Raw genomic sequence first — 17,314 nt, forward strand, 5'->3', positions numbered from 1 at the left:
CGGCCCGCCCCGGAGCTGGTCGCGCGCGGTCTCGGCCCCCCGTTCTCACGGCAATAGCCCCCCAAAAGGCGCGAGTTCGCGGGAGGGGGTCCCCGCCGGCCCCCCGCACGACACCCCCTCCCCCGCTGGCTCCGTTGCTGCCTAGATCACCCTTTACCGAAGCGATCGCCGATGCTGGCAGGGCAGTTGGTCGCCCGGAAGAAGCTCGTCGGGAACGGGTGGTTCCCCCGGGTCGGCCTGATCTCCATGGTCACGGTCACCGGCGGCGCCGTCATCTGCCAGGTCACCGTGAACAGCTCGTCGTTGTCCTTCTGGGCGGTGGTCGTCCCGGCCTCGAAGAGCCGGAAGATCCCCCACGGCCCTTCGCGCACGAGCTCCTCGTCGAGCCCCCCCGCGCCGCGCACCTGGATCCTCGCCCCCTTCGCGCCTTCGCCCGGCCAGTTGAAGGTGTGCCAGAACTCCTTCTCGTTTCGATAGAGCCTCTTCTGGCCGTCGACCTCGAAGACCACCTCGCTCACGATCGGGCTGACCGTCTTCATGTTGATGTGGAAGACGACCTTCGGCTCCGCCCCGCCGCTGTTCCCGAAGAGCGCGTCGGAGATCTCGTTCGAGCGCCTCAGGCAGTTGTACAGGTTCGCGCTGAACGGCGTGAACGGCTTCGCCGCCTGCGGCTGCCCCGACAGGTGCGCCTTCGGGAAGAACTCGTGCCCGACCTGGTAGTGGAAGCCCTTGAGGTACGTCTCGTAGAAGCCCCAGAGCACCCCGTCCTTCGGCTTGAAGAAGGCCATCGCGTCCTCGAGCGAGGCGTCGCGTGACGACGCGAGGTTGAACGGGTAGCGGTCTTTGATCTTGTCGCGGTAGTGCGGCCAGACCTCGACCTCCCAGATCCCGCTCGCCGCGCCGCCCGCGCGCCGCACGACGGCCTTGTACGCCTGCCGGAGCGGGTTCATGAGGAGCGGCTCCATCAGCCGCTGCCCGGTCTGGTCCATCGAGAGCAGCAGCCCCTGCGTCTCCTTCACCGCGTCCTGGAACGCCTCCGTGGCCTTCGAGGTGTCCGCGTCCGGCGGCCCGTCCTCGACCACGCTCATCTCCCCTGCCAGCCGCTCGAGGTGGCCCACGTACTGGCCGAGCTTGGGCGGGGGCGGCGGGGGCTGCCCTTCGCCCGCCGGCGGCTGGGGCACCCCGAAGCTGGCCATCGACTCGAACTTGTCAGGCACCGGATCGTAGTGCTGGCGCTGGTTCCCCGTGAGCATCGAGTCGATCCGCACGCCCGTCCGCTGATCGACCTTCTGCGCGATCATGTCCTTGGCCCTGTCGAGCAGGCCGCCGTCCGCTGTCAGCAGGCTCGGCTTCTCGTCCTTCCCGAACTGCGTCTCGTCCGAGAGCCGCTGGAGCAGCCGCCGGTAGGGCCAGTCGGGCGTGGAGAGCACCCTGAACTCGTGGATCGCCTCCCGGTTCGTCTTCGGGACGTCGACCTGGATGTCGCGGAAGAACGCCTCCCACTGCGCGATGTACGCGTTGTCGTAGTCCTGCCGGACGCGGTCGAGCTCCTTCTGGATCTGGTCGCCCTGCCGCTTCTCGTCGCTCGACAGGGGGAGCACCCAGAGCTCGCGCTCGAGCTTCTTCCTCCCCTCCTTCAGCGACTCGAGCACCTGCGCGTGCCCCTTGGCCGTGTAGGGCCCCTGCACCTCGAACCACGTCCCGCCCCGGTTCTTCTGCGCGCTGTGGACGACGGTCAGCACCTCGGGCCGATCCGCGAACATCTCGTTGAGCGACACCGGCGGGTACTTCAGGTTCTCCGGCGTGTTCGGCCCCGACTCGTCGTACTTCTGATCGATCAGGCTCGTTACAAACTGATCGTAGTAGCGCTTCGTCGGATCGACCCGCAGCAGGTCGGCGCGCGCCCGGGCGACGAGCGGCTCGTTCAGCTCCTCGGCCTCGAGCTTCTTCCGCCGCACGAGGTCGATGTAGTAGGCGACGTGCGGCGTGAGCCGCTCCTTGAGCTCGCTCTCGGGCAGATCGGTGAACGGCTTCAGGGTGTCGGCCCAGACCTGGACGAGCCGCCCGGTCTGCCACCGCGCCGCCTGCTCATCCATGTGGCCCTGGTACTCCTTGCCGAGCAGGAGGTAGCTCCGCAGGGCGTTGTAGCCGTCCAGGAACTCCCCCTCGCGCACCTTCTCGAGCTTCGCCTCGAGCTGCGCCTTCGCAGGGCTGACGAAGCCCTGCTTCAAGCTCATGATGTACTGGCCCATCGTCGGCGGGAACAGCTTGTCCCCCTGGAACATGAACCAGCCGTACTCGATCGGCGTGTTCTCGACGTACCCGTCGAGCCGCCCCACGTGCTCCTGCAGCCGATCGAGCTTGTCGATGTTCGCGCGCACGTTCGGCGGCGCGCCGCTCCGCCCCGACCAGTCCACGAACGCGATCTCGTCCGAGATGCGCCGGGTCTCGGCGACGAGCCCCTTGTTGTTGAAGTACGAGATCACCGCCGGCAGGAGGAACAGCAGCGCCACGAGCGCCGCGGCCGCCGCCACCAGGATCCGCTGCATCCGCCGCCGCCGGAGCTCCGCCTCGGAGCGCGCGGCGAGGTCCTGATCCGGGAAGACGACGTTGGTGAAGACGTCGTGCAGGAAGAAGCTCTTCGACTCCTTCGGGGCCGCCGCGTCCTCCTCGCCCTCGCCGAGCCCGGCGCGGAGCCCGAACGCGCGCCCCATCGCCCCGACCACGCGGTCGAGCGGCCGCCCCTCCTGGACGCCGCTCGTGAAGTAGAACCCGCGCAGGATCGGCGTGGGCGCCGCGCCCGCCTTGGGCGCGAACGCCGCCGCGATGAAGTCCGACAGGTTGCGCTTCACCGCCGCGAACTCGAGCGGGAACTGGTAGCTCTTCTCCTTCACCTCGCGGTTGCGCTCGCCGATGAGCCGCTTCGTCAGGCGCGCGTGGAGCTTCTCGACGAGCACGTCGAACTCGCGATCGAAGATCTTCCCGGGCTCGTCCTTGTTCTCGTCGAGCCGCACGGTGGCGCCCCACGCCTGGGCGCGCTCGCTCTTCTTCAGGTCGCCGAAGTACTCGGTGAAGCCCGCCACCAGGTCGCTCTTCGTGAAGAGCACGTAGACCGGCAGGACCATGTGCAGCGTCTGCTGCATCTCGTCGATGCGCGCGCGGATCTTCTTGCCGGTCTGATCGATCTGCTCGTCGCTCGCGTCGAGCAGCTCGCTCAGGCTCACCGCGACGATGACGCCGTTCAGCGGCTTCTGCTCGCGGTGCTGCAGCAGCGTCTCGAGGAACGCCATCCACTCGTCGTGGTCGTCGCTCTCGGTCGTGTACCGGCCGGCGGTGTCGAGGAGGATCGCCTCGTTCGTGAACCACCACTCGCAGTTCCTGGTGCCGCCGACGCCGCGCACGCCGGTGCGCTCGGGGTCGATGTACGGGAACACGAGCCCGGAGTGCCGGAGGGCGGTCGTCTTGCCTGCCCCGGGCGGGCCGACCATCACGTACCAGGGGAGGACGTAGAGCGCGTCAGCGCCCCGCTTGCCTCCGCCGAGCTTCGAGGCCTTGAGCGCGGCGATGCCCTCCTGCATCTGCCGGTTGAGCTCCTGGATCTCCGCGCGCCGCTCCGGCTTCGCGTTGATCACCTGCTCCTGCGCCTGCTGCGCGATCGCCTTCTCGAGCGCCCGCGCGGCGCGCGCCGCGCGGATGCGCCGATAGACCGCCAGCCCGACGAGCAGGGCGAGGACGACCGCCGTCGCCACGAGCGGGATCTCGATCGGGAACGCCTCGGCCCCCTCCCCTGCCGCCGGGCGCAGCATGAACCACACTCCCCACACGGCGGTGAGGAACAGGGCGCTCAGGATCCACAGCCACATCGGAAGTCTCCCTCGGGAACAGCAGAGGACGGCGGAGTCGCCTAGGTCCCCGTGCTGATCAGCTTCTTGATCTGGTCGGCCACGCCCTCCGCGTCCGAGGCCACGACGAGCCGGAGCACGATGACCACGAGGACGGCCAGCACGAGCAGCCCGAGCGCGATGGCCAGGTAGGGCAGCTCGCGGCGAACCGCGTTCGCGCCGCCGTCCTTGCGCTCCGCGTTCGGCGCGAGGGCCTCACCGCCGCCCTCGGCGACAGCGACGTGGTTGCCCACGCCCTCGATGACGGCGCCGAGGCCCTCCTGCTGGCGCAGACGATATTTCCCCTGGAAGCCGAGGGCCAAGCAGAGGAAGTAGATTTGCGCGACGTGGTTCCTCCCGCGCTGGCCGTAGAGGTTGTCGAGGTTCGTGAAGAACCCGTCGCCGGCCGTGTTCAGCTGGAAGAACTGGAACTGCAGCGGGTTCTGGAGCCACTGCGTCCTCCCCGGCCAGTTCGAGTTGAAGATCACCTCGTCGGCGAAGGCCGCGAGCGCGAACTTCGCGTCGATCATGTCCTGCTCGGGGATGCGCGCCTCCCGGCCGTTCTGCATCATCGTGTCGAACAGGCCGAGGACGCGCCGCTGGAGGATGTCGGGCGCCGGGAGGTCGCGCGAGTTCCTGAGCTGCAGGATCAGCGAGAGCACGTCGGAGCACACAAAGTACATCGTCTGCGAGAGGCTCATGGGCTCCTCACCCGGAAGGGGCGGCCTGACACGTTCACTTTCCTGCCGGGACGGCGATCAGCCGGAGATCGACCTTTTGCGGTTCGATCGGCTGGTAGATAGCGATCGTGCCAGAGCCGAGGATATCGTTCCAGTAATCGCCGTTCTGGTTGACGCGGAGGTAGACGAGCCCCGGCTTGACCGGGATGGCGCCCGGCGGCCGGTACTCGATGGCGACGTTCACGCCGGGCGTCGCGGAGTGCAGGATGTGGCCGATCTGCGTCCACGAGCCGATCTTGAGCAGGCGCGGGAGCCGCTCGCGCAGCGTGCCCTCGTCCGTGCCCTTCGCCTCGAGGAACATCTCGTGGCTGCGGGGCAGCTTCGGGTCCTCGAACCTGCCGAGGTACATGCCGTCCTCGCGCTTCTCGAGCGGCACGATGACGAACTGCTCCGTGACAACCTCGTTGATGAGCCGGTAGGCCCGGTCGAACATCGGGTCGAGGACGCCATCGAGCTCGAGGTAGTTGAACTTGGGGATCGTCGTCGGATCGCTGTCGGTGGCCGCGAAGGTGCAGAGCTCTCCGATGAGCGAGCCGAGGACGACATAACACTGCTCCGGGTGCGCGCCGCCGTGGTCGACGAGGTGCGACACGATCGGGATGTACGAGTTCAGGGTGTGGAGCAGCCAGAACTTGGTGAGGTCGGAGGCCTGGAAGTCGACCGACGCCGCGTTGCGCATGCGCCGCCCCTCGACGAGCGACTTCTGCTTGCCGACGAGCGCCGAGAGCACGCGGCGGAGGCCGGACATGATGTGGTCCGACGTGTTGATGCGAAGGACCGACGGGATGAAGCTCTTCCGCAGCGCGATCGCGCCGGAGCTGTCGCGGACGAGCTGCGCGATGCGCACGGTCTGGTACGCGTCGCGCGGCTCGGTGCCGAAGAGGAGCCGCAGGTTGGTGCGGGCCCAGGTGACCGACTGCTCGTTGCGGCCGGAGTTCACGTCCGGGACCGTCGTCTGGGCGGCCACGAACCGCTGGGCGGGGCCCGCCTTCGCCGGGTCCAGGCTGATGTTCGCCGCGGTCTCGCGCAGGTTCGGGATGCCGAGGAAGACGTCGAGCGTCTTCAACGCGGCCGGGAAAGCGCCCTCGAGCGGCCGCGCCTCGACCTGGTCTTCGCCGCGATCGCCGATGAAGAACGGCGTGCCGTCGGGGAAGACGCCATGGCATTTGACGACCTTGAACTGCCCGGCGGAGAGCGCGCGCTCATCGAACTGGGCGGACGTGATGCCCCAGTCGTAGCCCACGACGGCATGGAGGCGCGCGTGGAGCAGCGTCTCGTGGTAGGCGTCCGTTTGCTGCAGGTGCTGAGGGGTCATGAAGAGCCCCTCGGTCCAGACCGGCTTGCGCGGGTGAATCATGTCGCCCGTCCAGTCTTACCAGATGTGCCGTGCGCGGCGTCGCGAAAGCGGGTCAGGCGCGGGGAGCGCCGACGCGGCGCTGCGCGCATCGGGCCGCTCGTCGTCGCCGACGGCCGCGCGGTCGCGTCGCGCACGCCGCGCGGACTGCCGCTGGGAGGACGACCTGCGCGCGCCACGGCGATCACTTCCCCGAGCGGGCGGGCGCCTCCGGCGCGGCCACCTTCTTCGGCAGGCTGAGCCGGCGAACGGCGCTCGCGTTGGGGAACATCGACTCGTCGAACTCGACCCCGTTGTCGATCTTGGTCGAGTCGATGAAGAACGCGACCCGCGGATCGGCCACGGGCGGACCCGCGTCGGGCTCGCGGCCGCCGCACTGCGCCTCTCCGGGCGGGAGCGGGAACTCGTAGAAGGTCTTCCAGCTGTTGCCCTTCGGGCTGTGGAACAGGGCGGCGCCGACGAGGTGGCTCGCGTCGGGCAGGCGCTCGAACTTCACCTCGACGAGGTCGTTCGGGAAGACCTCGACCTCGTCGACCTTGGCGAGGTCGTCCTCGAGCGTCTCCTTGTCCTTGAGGAGGATCTGGTCGTAGGTCGCGTTCTCCATGCGCGCGCTGCTCTTCAGCTGGTAGAGCCGCACGACCACGGGCCGGGGGTTCCCGTTCTCGTTGGGGTTGATGTTGTCGGACGCGTAGATCGAGAGCGTCACGATCTGGACGTCGCACGGCTCGGGGGCCGCGGGCGGCGGCGCGGCGGACGTGCAGCCCGAGAGCGCGGCGGGCAGCGCGGCCCCGAGGAAGGCGGCGAAGGTCGCCGCGGCGACGGCCGCCGCGACCTTCGCCGGGGCCGCCCCGCGGAGGAGCGACGCCGGCCGACGCCGAGGCCCCGGCTGGCGCGCCGAGCCCTCCCCTGCGGGGGAGGGCGAACGGGGCTCCCCGATCCACATCGAACGCTGTAGGAGCTTGGCGAACGGGACCATGCTCCGCCCAATTTATGCGGAGTCTCGCGGCCAGTACAACTTTCGGTGTGCGAGCGGCGTCGATCGGTCCGAGAACGGATTCAGTCCGAGAAGGCGATCGTGAAGTTCTTTTCGGCGTCGACCCCGATCTGGAGCCGCTTGGGGAGCGGCCCCTCCGCCATCTTCTCGAGGACGGCGACCGAGAGCAGGGGCAGGAGCGACGCCCGGAGGATATGGTCGATGTTGCGCGCCCCCGTGTCGACCTCGGTGCAGCGCGCCGCGATCGTCTCGACGAGCGCGTCCGAGTACGACGCCTCGATCCGCTGGCTCTTGCGCAGGCGGTCGACGAGCGCGTCGAGCTTGAGCCGCGTGATCTCGCCGAGCGCGTCGGGCGAGATCGGCAGGTACGGCACCGTCGTCATGCGCGCGAGCAGCGCCGGCTTGAAGTGCGCGGAGAGCGTCGGCTTGATCGACTCGACGATCTCCTTGATAAACTCGCCGTCCGCGTCGAGGCGGCGCGATGGGTCTTCTTCCCGCGCGGCGACCGTCATGTTCGTGATCTTGTCGGTCGCGAGGTTGCTCGTCAGGATGATGACCGTGTTCTTGAAGTCGACGAGCCGCCCCTCGCCGTCGCTCAGCATGCCCTTGTCGAACACCTGGTAGAACAGGTTCATCACGTCGGGGTCGGCCTTCTCGACCTCGTCGAGGAGCACCACCGTGTAGGGCCGCTGGCGCACGGCCTCGGTGAGCATGCCGCCCTCGCCGTAGCCGACGTAGCCGGGGGGCGAGCCGATGAGCCGGGAGACGGTGTGCTTCTCCTGGAACTCGGACATGTTGATGACCGTCATCATCCGCTCGCCGCCGAACATGAGGTCGGCGATCCCGAGCGCGGTCTCCGTCTTGCCGACGCCGCTGGGCCCCACGAGCAGGAACACGCCCTGCGGCGTGCTCAGCGGCTTCAGGCCCGCGCGCGCGCTCCGGAGCTCCTTCGAGATGCTCACGATGCCGTGCGTCTGCCCCTTGATCCGCCGGGTCAGCCGGTCCTCCATCTCGAGGAGCGCCTTCACGTCGTCCTGGACCATCTTGCCGACGGGGATGCCCGTCCACGCGGCGACAACGCTCGCGACCATGGCCTCGTCGACGTCCGGCCGGATCAGCGGCACCTCGCCCTGGCTCTGCTTGAGCTCGTCGAGGGCCTTCACCACGTCGCGGCGCGCGGCGTCCCGCTCCTCGGTCGTCTTGGCCTCGTCCATCTTCTTGCGGGCGTCGATGACCCGCTGCGTGCCCGCCGTCTCCTTCGCGTAGTCGGCGCGCACCGACTCGAGCTCGGCCTTCGCCTTGGCGAGCTTGTCCTTGAGCTCCGCGACCCGCTCTTCATCGATGTGGACGCCCTTGTCCCGATCCCGCTCGAGCGCCTTGAGCTCGGTCTCTGTGTTCACGATGAGGATCTCGGCGTCCTCGACCGCGGCGGGGCGCTGCTGCAGCGCGACCTTCACGCGGGCCGCGCAGGTGTCGAGCAGGTCGACCGCCTTGTCCGGCAGCTGCCTGCCGGTCAGGTAGCGCGCCGACAGCCGCACGGCCGCGGTCACCGCCTCGTCCTGGATGATGACGTTGTGGGCCGCCTCGAACTTCGGCCGGAGCCCCCGGAGCATGACGACGGCCGCCGGCTCGCTCGGCTCGTCGACCTTCACCGGCTGGAAGCGCCGCTCCAGCGCCGCGTCCTTCTCGAAGTATTTCTTGTACTCGCTCCACGTCGTAGCCGCGATCGTCCGGAGCTCGCCGCGGGCGAGCGCCGGCTTGAGCAGGTTGGCCGCGTCGCCGCCGCCCTGCTGGCCGCCCGCGCCGATGAGCGTGTGCGCCTCGTCGATGAAGAGGATGATCGGCTTCGACGACCCCTTCACCTCGGCGATCACCTGCTTCATCCGGTTCTCGAACTCGCCCTTCACGCCGGCCCCTGCCTGGAGCAGCCCCATGTCGAGCCCGAGGATGTCGACGCCCTGCAGGAGCGGCGGCACCTTCGGGTTCTCCGGCGTGCTCTCGACGATGAGCAGCGCGAGCCCCTCGACGAGCGCCGTCTTCCCGACGCCCGCGTCGCCGACGATGATCGGGTTGTTCTTGCGCCGCCGCGCGAGGATATCGATGACCTGCCGGATCTCCCGCTCGCGGCCGAAGATCGGATCGATCTGCCCCGCGCGCGCCTTCCCCGTGTAGTCGACGCAGAACTTCGCCAGCGCCGAATCGGGCCCGGCGCTCGCCATCCCGGCCGGCAGCTTCCCGGCCCCGGGCGCGCCTGCGCCCGCCGCCGCGGCGGCCTCCGCCTCCTCCTTGGAGCCGGAGACGATCTTGGGGAGGTTGTTCTTGAGATCGTCTTTCGAGATGCCCTCGAGATACGCGCCGATGCTGCTCACCGAGTACCGGGTCGGCTGCTGGACGAGGCGCTGGAAGAGCACGCCGCTCCGGACCCGCTGGTAGCCGTACTCCATGGATCCGACGAGATAGGCGTCCTGCATCCACTCGAGCATCGTCGGCGAGAGCACGGGCCTCCCGGCGTTGCCCTTCCTCAGCTCTTCCAGGCTGCGCTGGAGCGCGGCGCGGAGGTGCGACGGGTCGAGATCATAGTGGGATACGAGAAACGCGATGTCGGAGTTCGCGTCGTCGAGCAGCGCGAGGAGCAGGTGCTCGAGCGTGACCTCGTAGTGGCGCGCGTTGACACACTGGCCAATCGCCGCCTCGAGGGCAGAGGTGCAGTTCTTGGTGAGTCGCTTGACGATGGCTTTGGTGTCGACGAGCTGCATGCGCGGCATGCTAGCCGAGGCGCGCCCTCGTCCGAAAGCGCCTCGTCAGCCTCGCCCCTTGCGCTTCTTCTCCGCGGCCTCCGGGGCGCGGCCCGCCGCCCCGCCCGCCTCTCCGCGCTCCCGCGCGGCCGGCTTGGCCCCCCCGCGGGTCGCGTCGCCTTGCGGCGCCGGCGCGGCGTCGTGGGCGCTCTCGTCCTTTTGCTGCGCGGCGAGCGGCTCGCCGGCCGCGACGCGGTCCACCATGTCGGGCCGTATCCGCAGCTTGAGCAGGGCGCCGACGCGGAGCTTCTGGTCCGGCTCAATACGGTTATCGCGCGCGACGTCCTCGACGTCTATGACGAACTGCCGCGCCACGCCGATCAGCGTATCGCCGGGCGCGACGCGGTAGAGCATCACCTCGCGCGCGGACCGCGGCTGACCGCGCGCGGCGCCCGTCCGCAGCGGGGCGCGCGAGACGTCGACCGCGTCGTCGTCGGACGAGCCCTCCGCGCCGTCGTCGAGCGAGGACGTGGCCACGGGATCGCGCATCGAGCGCCGCTTGCCGAGCGCGGACCGGCCGGCGTCGTCCGCGTCCGCCGTCTGGGCCGTCCGCTTCCGCGCGGGCTTCGGGAGCAGCGAGAGCAGGCTCTCGTCGTCCCGGCTCCCCCTCCGCGGCGCGAAGTCGCGTCCGCCGAGCAGATCGACCGGATCGAGGATCGACGCGTCGTCCGTGGAGTTCAGCTCCGTGGAGAGCATCGCGGGCAGGGCGGCCTGCGCTCGAGCGAGCGTGTCCGGCGGGAGCATCACGAGGTAGTCTCCCCGTCCGGGCGGCACGCGGTCCCCCAGGATGTCGGGGTTCAGCTTCCGCAGCGCCGAGGTCCCGATGCCGGCGGCCTTCGCCAGCGTCTTGAGCGGCGTCCCCGGGGACACCGCGATCTCGGCGGCGTCGATCGGCCGGCTCACCGCGACCTCATCGAACCCGAACCGCTCCAGGTTGTTCGCCACGATCGCCGCCGCCCCGATCTTCGGCACGTACGCGGCCGTCTCCGAGGGGATCGCCTCCTGGCGCGCCAGCTCGTTGAAGTCGGACGTCCCGTAGCGATCGATGCGGTCGAGCAGCTGCTCGTAGCCCATGTTGTAGGCCGCGAGCGCGAGGTCCCAGCTGCCGAAGCGCAGGTAGAGATCGCGCAGGTGGTGCGCCGCCGCCTGCGTGGCGAGGCGCGGGTTCTTCCGCTGGTCGAGGTGCCGCGTCTGCTGGAGCCCGTAGACCGCGCCGGTGGCGGGCATGAACTGCCAGAGCCCCACGGCGCCGACGGGCGATTTCGCCCGCGGGTCGAAGCCGCTCTCGATCATGGCCACCCAGATGAGATCCTCCGGGAGCCGTCGTTCCCTGAGCTCGGCCTGGATCATCTCCTGGTAGCGCCCGCTCCGCTTCAGCCACGTCTCGAACATCTGCCGCCCGCGGTCGGTGCGCGTGAAGAAGCGGACGTACTTCAGGGTGCGGCGCGACACGGAGAGCCGGAGGTCGGGCAGCTGCAGCTTCGAGAGCGCCTCGGCGCCGGCCGAGTCGAGGTCGTCCACGTCGTCGGCGTAGCTGCCTTCGGCCGAGAACGCGCGCGGCGGCCGCGAGAAGCTCGGCCGATCGAGCTCGCACGCGGCGCCCTCCCGCGCGTCGCGCCCCGCCGCCTCGCGCAGCCGCCACAGCTCCCGCGACTCGCCCCCCGGCGGCGCTGCCGGGCCGTCGAGCCCGCGCGCCGGCGCCGCGTACGGCGGCGGCGCCGCGGCGAGCGCCCCGACCGGCGCCGTGGCCCGCGCTGCCCCCAGCTGGTAGGTCGATACCGCCGACTGGACCGACGTGATCGCCGACTGGGGCGCCGCCATCCCGACCCCGTAGCCAAACGCCAGGGCCGAGACCAGGGGAGGGATCTTGTGGACGAGGCTCATTGGTGTGTGGTTCAACGTCGCACCATGTAGGCAAACCGGTCAACAAACCGGCCGGCCCGGGCGAGCCGGGCGTGGCGCGCCGCTGGGGGGCCGGCCTCGGCGCCCTCTCGGCCGGCCTCGGCGCCCTCTCGGGCCTCGGCGTGGCCTCTGGGTGGGCTGCACGCAGACTGGCGGGCCGTAGGGTGCGGATGGACGTCAGGCACTCCCGTCCGGCGGAGCGGGTCTGCTAGTCTGCCCCCATGCCGGCGGCGCTCTCGGCCCGCGTGTCCGACACCCAGGCCAACCAAAGCTTCGACGTTTCGTTCGAGCGCTTCCCTGTCCGGATCGGCAGGAATCAGCTGAACGACCTTCACATCGACCGGCCCTACATCTCCCAGTTCCATGCGGCGGTGGACGTCCGCGATCGCCGGATCTTCGTGCGCGACCTCGGCTCCACCAACGGGACGATGTTCGCGGGGCACCGGCTGGCGCGCGACACCTCGGTGGACGTGACCGGCCAGCCGGAGATCACGATCGGCCCGATCCAGATCCGGCTCGCGATCATCGAGGCGCCGCTGAAGTCCGAGAGCCCGAACGACGGCACGCTGCTCGGCACGGGCGGAGACAACCTCTCCGCGCTGATCAGCCCGCAGAAGCGCGCCGCTCCCGGCGGAGAAGACCCCTACCTGCGTCAGGTGGTCCCGTACCTGGAGGCGTACCGGACCGCGTGGGCCGCGGTCTACCGGATGATCTGGGATCACCTCGCGCGCCTCCCGCCCGACGCGCGCCAGAGCTACTTGCGCCGGCTCGGCGAGGAGCACCCGAGCGTGCTCGCGGAGCGGGACTTTCAGAAGATCTCTCAGTACTACGGCGTGGACTACCGCACGCTCGGCGAGCTGGCCCCCGCGAACGCGGCGTTCGCAGCGCTCTCCGAGCTCGCGGGCGCCCTCGCGCCCGGCGCGAAGCCCCCGGACGACGTCGCGGGCATCGTCAACTTCGCGCGGCGGCTCCGCGACACGATGGACGTCTTCCTGAAGTGCTTCGTGAGCCTGCGCGACGGCTATCAGGAGTTCGAGGCCGAGGTGCTGGCGCGCGATCGCTCCGCCGAGACGGACAAGGTCGCGAACGCGCAGGACGCGAAGGAGCTCGGCACGGTCCTGCTCACGCCGGTCGGGGGCCCGGACGCCGCGCGGCACCTCCACGAGATCTTCGTGGATGTCATGAGCCACCAGATCGCGCTCCTGAACGGCGTGATGGGGGGCGTGAGGTCGCTGCTCGTGAAGCTCTCCCCGAAGACGCTCGAGGAGAAGCTCGAGCGCGCGGGCAAGAAAGGCGGGCTGTTCTCGAACAGGTACGAGGAGCTCTGGAAGCTCTACGAGCGCCGCCACGGCGACTATTCGGGGGAGGACAAGGAGACCTTTCGGGAAATATTTGGCGAGCAGTTCTCTCGGGCGTACGCTGCGACCGCCGCAGAGGACTATGGGTCGTCCGGCGAGTCGGGAGGCCGGAGCATCGTCCGCTTCCCCGGCTCTGGGAATCCGAACAAACGCTAGCGCCCCACAACGGCGGGGCTTCGCGCGGCGAGCCGCGCCTTGGGCTCGCCGATCTTCGCCGGAGGCGCGGCGGAACGCGAGGCGCCGTTCATGCGAATCAGGGAGAAAGTCGTAGCAGCAGGTTGTCTGGCCGTCGCCGCGTGCCTCCTCGCCCCGCGCGAGGCGGCCGCGCAGACGACGGTCCAACGCGATAAGAACTGGGCCACGGTCTCGGACGTGAGCCTCGTGCTGGGAAGCTCCGTCGTTTTCCTGATGCCGCGTGTCTATTACAGCGATCCCGAGGCCACGGTCGGCTGGAAGGGGCGCTGGCATTTCTCGGTCATGGCGCCCGCCATGACGATGACCGCGCTGACGCTGCTCGTGGACCTGCCTATCAAGAACGCGCTCGAGTCGACGCGCCCTGGCTGCTCGATCGACGAGACGAAGGCGGCGGTGTCCGACTCGGGCTGCGAGTCGTTCGGCGGCCCGTCGACGCACGCGTTCGCCTCCTGGGGCGCGACGGGCGCGGGCACGGGCATCTTCGTGGTCGACACGTTCCGCTACTCGTCTGGCCGCTTCAACGCCGGCGCCTTCATCGGCAATGTGGCCATCCCCCTCACCGCCTCGGTCGTCACCACCATCGCCCGCGGCGTCGCCCCCGGCGACACGCGGCCGCACGAGAACGCCGGTCAGATCGCGATCGGCGGCGTCACCGGCTTCCTGAGCGGCCTCGCCGTCGGCACCGCCTACGCGATGCTCCAGCGCCCGAACTGCGGCTACGGCAACGCGCTGTTCTGCTGGTAGCCGCCTCCCCGCCAGGCATCCCTCCGCTCGCGGGAGCAGCCAGGGGGCCGCCCGTCCCCCGCGCCCCCCTGGCCTCGGCCGCCATTCTACAGCGGTTTCCGCCCGCCCCTGGCACGAGCGTCGCAGAGCGGCGGTCACCCGCACAGGAGACGGGCCCAGCTCGGCGTTTTCGGCGCGCAAGCGCACTCCGGTGCGCTGAGCACCGAAAACGTCGAGATGGGCCCGTATCCGAAGCGGGTGACCGCCGCTCTAGTCCTGGCCGACGACGCGCTCCCAGAGCGGATCGTTCGACGAGAAGATCGTATCCCGCTCCACCCGGAGGAATCGCTGGAACTCGACGCGGCGGAGCTCGCGGTCGCTGTCGCGGTTGCCGTCGTCGTGCTTCACGATCTTCACCCGCACCTGCTCGAGCAGCTGAATGCCGTTCGGCTTGTAGGAGACGTCGGTGCGCAGCGCGTAGCGGGCGTAGAGCCCGCGCTCGGTGACGGAGGGCACCACCGCCGTCCGCTCCAGGTCGACGGACGCCGCCTCGATCAGCCGTCCCCTTCGCGCAAGGTAGAAGTGCGCTCGTTGTCGGCAGTCGTCGGGATCAGGGCAGTCCTTCGTCTCGGCCACGACGAGGTTGTCGTTGCCGAGGCGCACCGGGGACAGCTTGGTCCCCTTCGCGGGCGCGCGGAAGCTGCCGACCCCGTAGACGTCCGCGCGATCGCCGGCCGCTCGCACGAGCGCGACGAGGCCGCCCTCGTCGCCGTTCTCGAACTTGAGGACGCGCACCCACACGGCGCGAAGCCCCTCCGGCCCGGAGCGGATCTCGACCTCGTCGGGGTCGATCTTGCGCGGCCAGCCGGACTTGGAGATGCCGCCGCGCAGGGTCTCGTTGGCGAACACGTAGTGGCCGGTACAGTCGACGTCGGTCGGCCCGATCCCCCGTTCCTCGCTGTAGCCGGGAACGACGACGCTCAGCCACTGGTCTGGATCGAGGGTGCGGACGGCCGCTTTGCCGCCCGCCCCGCGCTTCGCAGGCGGCAGCTGGGTCGTGCACACCGGGATCGGATTCTGCTTGCGTGTCTGGAGCTCGCCGTGTGGCTGCTCTGGGTACGATCCGCAGCCCGCGAGGGCGGCGGCGAGCCCCAGGCCGACGACGGAGCCGAAGCGAACGATGCTCACGCGCTCTTCGTATCATGCAAGGCGTCGCCAAGGCGAGTTCGCGACCCAACGCCCTGGCCGGCCAACGGGGCTGGCCGGCCAACGGCCCTGGCCGGCCAACGGCTCTGGCCGGCCAGCCCGCCTCGTTCTCTCCGGGTCGGCGGTCGCGCGCATGCCAGATCACGCCGCCGCCCCGCGCGTCGTCACGTTCCCCACACGCCCGCAACGCGATGGACACGCCCGCGTCCTCTTATGGAAGCGATGGCTTCGCGACGGAATATTGCGCGCCCTCAGGAACCAGACGCGAGCCAAACCCCAACCAAAAGCGAACCGAATGCCAAGAAACCCGCACCGCTCCCGGACACAAAAGTCTTGACGCTCCCAAAGAGGGAGTTACCTTCTGGACTCCCTGAGACGAACAGGGGTAGAGATACGATAAGAGTCTTATCTCTGCGTCTCTGAACTCCTAGTCCCGACGGAGCGCACCGTCTGCCAGCGCGCAATGGGGCGTAGACTGAGCCCAGGCGGCGAGTTCTTGAAGGAAGAGGCATTTGATCATGGCGTTGCAAGCTCACCTCGTTTTGAAGGGCGTTACCCAGGGCCCGATCGATGGCTCGGTCACCCAGAAGGGTCGCGAGAAGTCGATCGCTGTCATCTCGGTGCAGCATCAGGTCGTGAGCCCGCGTGACCCGGCGACCGGGCTGCCCAGCGGGAAGCGCCAGCACAAGCCCTTCGTGATCACGAAGGAGCTCGACAAGGCAACCCCCCTTCTTTACAACGCCCTGGTCAACAACGAGAGCATCTCGGAGTGGACGCTCAAGTTCTACACGCCGGGCACCGCGGCGTCGAAGAACGTCGGCAAGGAGCAGAACCACTACACGGTCAAGCTCACGAACGCGACGGTCGCGAGCATCGACTTCCACATGGACAACACGCGCGGCGGGGACGGCGCGAAGGATCGGCCGGAGTACGAGCGGGTCTCCTTCACGTACCAGAAGATCGAGTGGTCGTTCGATGACGGCGACGGCGCGCGTCAGGCGGACGACGACTGGGAGACGCCGCAGGGGTAGTACCTAGCTGCTGAGGTCTCGTCGCACCGGGCGACCTTCGGGTCGCCCGGTTGCGTTTGTCGTCCTGACGTTGGGGCATCAGGGGGTTCCTCAAAATCAGGCATGGCCATCACGCGCAGCAAGCTCAGAATGTTGGCATGCCCCTCAGCGCCTACCTCAGACTCGTCGGCGAAAGACAAGGGGAAATCAGGGGCTCCGTCACCCAGAAGGGGCGAGAAGGTAGCATCCTCGTCACCGAGGTGTTCCACTCGCTGGTGGGGCCGCGCGACCCGGTCACCGGGCGCCCGACGGGCAAGCGGATGCACAAGCCCTTCATCGTCACGAAGGACCTCGATCGGTCCACGCCGCTCCTCCTCAGCATTCTCAGCCACAACGAGAGCATCCCCCGCTGGGAGCTCCAGTTCTACAGGTCGATCGCGATCGGCGTCGAGAGGCCTGTCTTCACGGTCCAGCTCACGAACGCGAACATCTCGAGCATCCAGTTCCACATGCTCAACGTGAGGAACCCGGGGCAATCGCGCCTGCCCGAGCAGGAGGAGGTCGCGTTCACGTACCAGAAGGTCGTCTGGACCTGGAACGACGGGGGTGCCTCCGCGGAGGACGACTGGCTCACCCCGCGCTGAGCGGGCGGGCTTCCGCTCGAGGGGCGAGCTGATCTACGATCCCGCGGTGGCCGGCGCCTCCCTCCTCACCCGAATCGCGCACGCGGCCGACCCGCACTCGACGGAGCGGCACACCTACCGGGATCACGACCTCGAGTCGGCCATCCTGACGCACCTCGGGCACATGCTGAACACCCGCCAGGGGAGCTCGCTGACCTGCCCGGACTACGGCCTCATGGAGGTCTCGGAGGTGCTGCATGAGTTCCCCGAGGCGATCGGCCTGGTGCAGCGCTCGCTCAAGAACTGCATCCAGACCTACGAGCCGCGGCTGAAGAACGTGCAGGTCCGGCACCTGCGCAGCGACGCGATCCAGTCGATGGTCCTCGAGTTCGAGATCACCGCGCAGATCCACTTTCCCGATGGCCGTCGCCAAGCGCTCCGGCTCGGCGCTGCAGTGGATCAGAGCGGCAACGTCCGGATGACGTAGCCCCCGCCCGGCGGCCTGGCTCACGGCGGTTGACAGCCTTCGGCCC

At 69.2% G+C, this 17,314-nt stretch carries 12 protein-coding genes; 5 read left to right on the plus strand and 7 right to left on the minus strand.

Annotated features, from left to right (window positions below; genetic code table 11):
- Positions 1–146 precede the first annotated feature (146 nt).
- The 6 genes from tssM to WMF22_RS27015 all read right to left on the minus strand — a co-directional run bounded on the left by tssM (position 147) and on the right by WMF22_RS27015 (position 11,648).
- Complete coding sequence (gene tssM, locus WMF22_RS26990) at positions 147–3,863, minus strand: type VI secretion system membrane subunit TssM (RefSeq protein ID WP_438031652.1); 3,717 nt, start codon at positions 3,861–3,863, stop codon at positions 147–149.
- A gap of 41 nt (positions 3,864–3,904) precedes the next feature.
- On the minus strand, positions 3,905–4,582 hold the full coding sequence (locus tag WMF22_RS26995) for a DotU family type IV/VI secretion system protein (RefSeq protein ID WP_437274698.1): 678 nt from the start codon (positions 4,580–4,582) through the stop codon (positions 3,905–3,907).
- A 34-nt stretch (positions 4,583–4,616) separates the two neighbouring features.
- Positions 4,617–5,978 (minus strand): type VI secretion system baseplate subunit TssK, encoded by a 1,362-nt coding sequence (gene tssK / locus WMF22_RS27000; RefSeq protein ID WP_437292875.1) that lies wholly within the window; start codon positions 5,976–5,978, stop codon positions 4,617–4,619.
- A gap of 181 nt (positions 5,979–6,159) precedes the next feature.
- Positions 6,160–6,918, minus strand: a complete 759-nt coding sequence (gene tssJ, locus WMF22_RS27005) for a type VI secretion system lipoprotein TssJ (protein ID WP_437292876.1) — start codon at positions 6,916–6,918, stop codon at positions 6,160–6,162.
- A 113-nt stretch (positions 6,919–7,031) separates the two neighbouring features.
- Positions 7,032–9,734: a type VI secretion system ATPase TssH gene (gene tssH / locus WMF22_RS27010; RefSeq protein WP_438031653.1), complete on the minus strand. Its 2,703-nt coding sequence runs from the start codon at positions 9,732–9,734 to the stop codon at positions 7,032–7,034.
- A 36-nt stretch (positions 9,735–9,770) separates the two neighbouring features.
- Positions 9,771–11,648: a transglycosylase SLT domain-containing protein gene (locus WMF22_RS27015; protein WP_438031654.1), complete on the minus strand. Its 1,878-nt coding sequence runs from the start codon at positions 11,646–11,648 to the stop codon at positions 9,771–9,773.
- A gap of 239 nt (positions 11,649–11,887) precedes the next feature.
- Between WMF22_RS27015 and WMF22_RS27020 the strand changes: the two genes are divergently transcribed.
- Both WMF22_RS27020 and WMF22_RS27025 read left to right on the plus strand, forming a co-directional pair.
- Positions 11,888–13,180 (plus strand): type VI secretion system-associated FHA domain protein, encoded by a 1,293-nt coding sequence (locus WMF22_RS27020; protein WP_437292879.1) that lies wholly within the window; start codon positions 11,888–11,890, stop codon positions 13,178–13,180.
- A 90-nt stretch (positions 13,181–13,270) separates the two neighbouring features.
- Positions 13,271–13,963: a hypothetical protein gene (locus WMF22_RS27025; RefSeq protein WP_437292880.1), complete on the plus strand. Its 693-nt coding sequence runs from the start codon at positions 13,271–13,273 to the stop codon at positions 13,961–13,963.
- Between the two features lie 249 nt (positions 13,964–14,212).
- Here WMF22_RS27025 and WMF22_RS27030 read toward each other — a convergent pair whose 3' ends face one another.
- Positions 14,213–15,130 (minus strand): hypothetical protein, encoded by a 918-nt coding sequence (locus WMF22_RS27030; RefSeq protein WP_437292881.1) that lies wholly within the window; start codon positions 15,128–15,130, stop codon positions 14,213–14,215.
- 536 nt (positions 15,131–15,666) lie between these two features.
- Here WMF22_RS27030 and WMF22_RS27035 point away from each other — a divergent pair.
- The 3 genes from WMF22_RS27035 to tssE all read left to right on the plus strand — a co-directional run bounded on the left by WMF22_RS27035 (position 15,667) and on the right by tssE (position 17,268).
- The gene (locus WMF22_RS27035; RefSeq protein ID WP_437292882.1) at positions 15,667–16,179 is read left to right on the plus strand and encodes an Hcp family type VI secretion system effector; all 513 of its coding nucleotides are present in this window, start codon (positions 15,667–15,669) and stop codon (positions 16,177–16,179) included.
- A gap of 137 nt (positions 16,180–16,316) precedes the next feature.
- Positions 16,317–16,802: a type VI secretion system tube protein TssD gene (gene tssD / locus WMF22_RS27040; RefSeq protein ID WP_437292883.1), complete on the plus strand. Its 486-nt coding sequence runs from the start codon at positions 16,317–16,319 to the stop codon at positions 16,800–16,802.
- A 46-nt stretch (positions 16,803–16,848) separates the two neighbouring features.
- On the plus strand, positions 16,849–17,268 hold the full coding sequence (gene tssE / locus WMF22_RS27045) for a type VI secretion system baseplate subunit TssE (RefSeq protein ID WP_437541436.1): 420 nt from the start codon (positions 16,849–16,851) through the stop codon (positions 17,266–17,268).
- Positions 17,269–17,314 lie beyond the last annotated feature (46 nt).

The sequence above is a fragment of the Sorangium sp. So ce204 genome (genome assembly GCF_051526795.1).
In the GTDB taxonomy this organism is placed as follows: Bacteria; Myxococcota_A; Polyangia; order Polyangiales; family Polyangiaceae; genus Sorangium; species Sorangium cellulosum_B.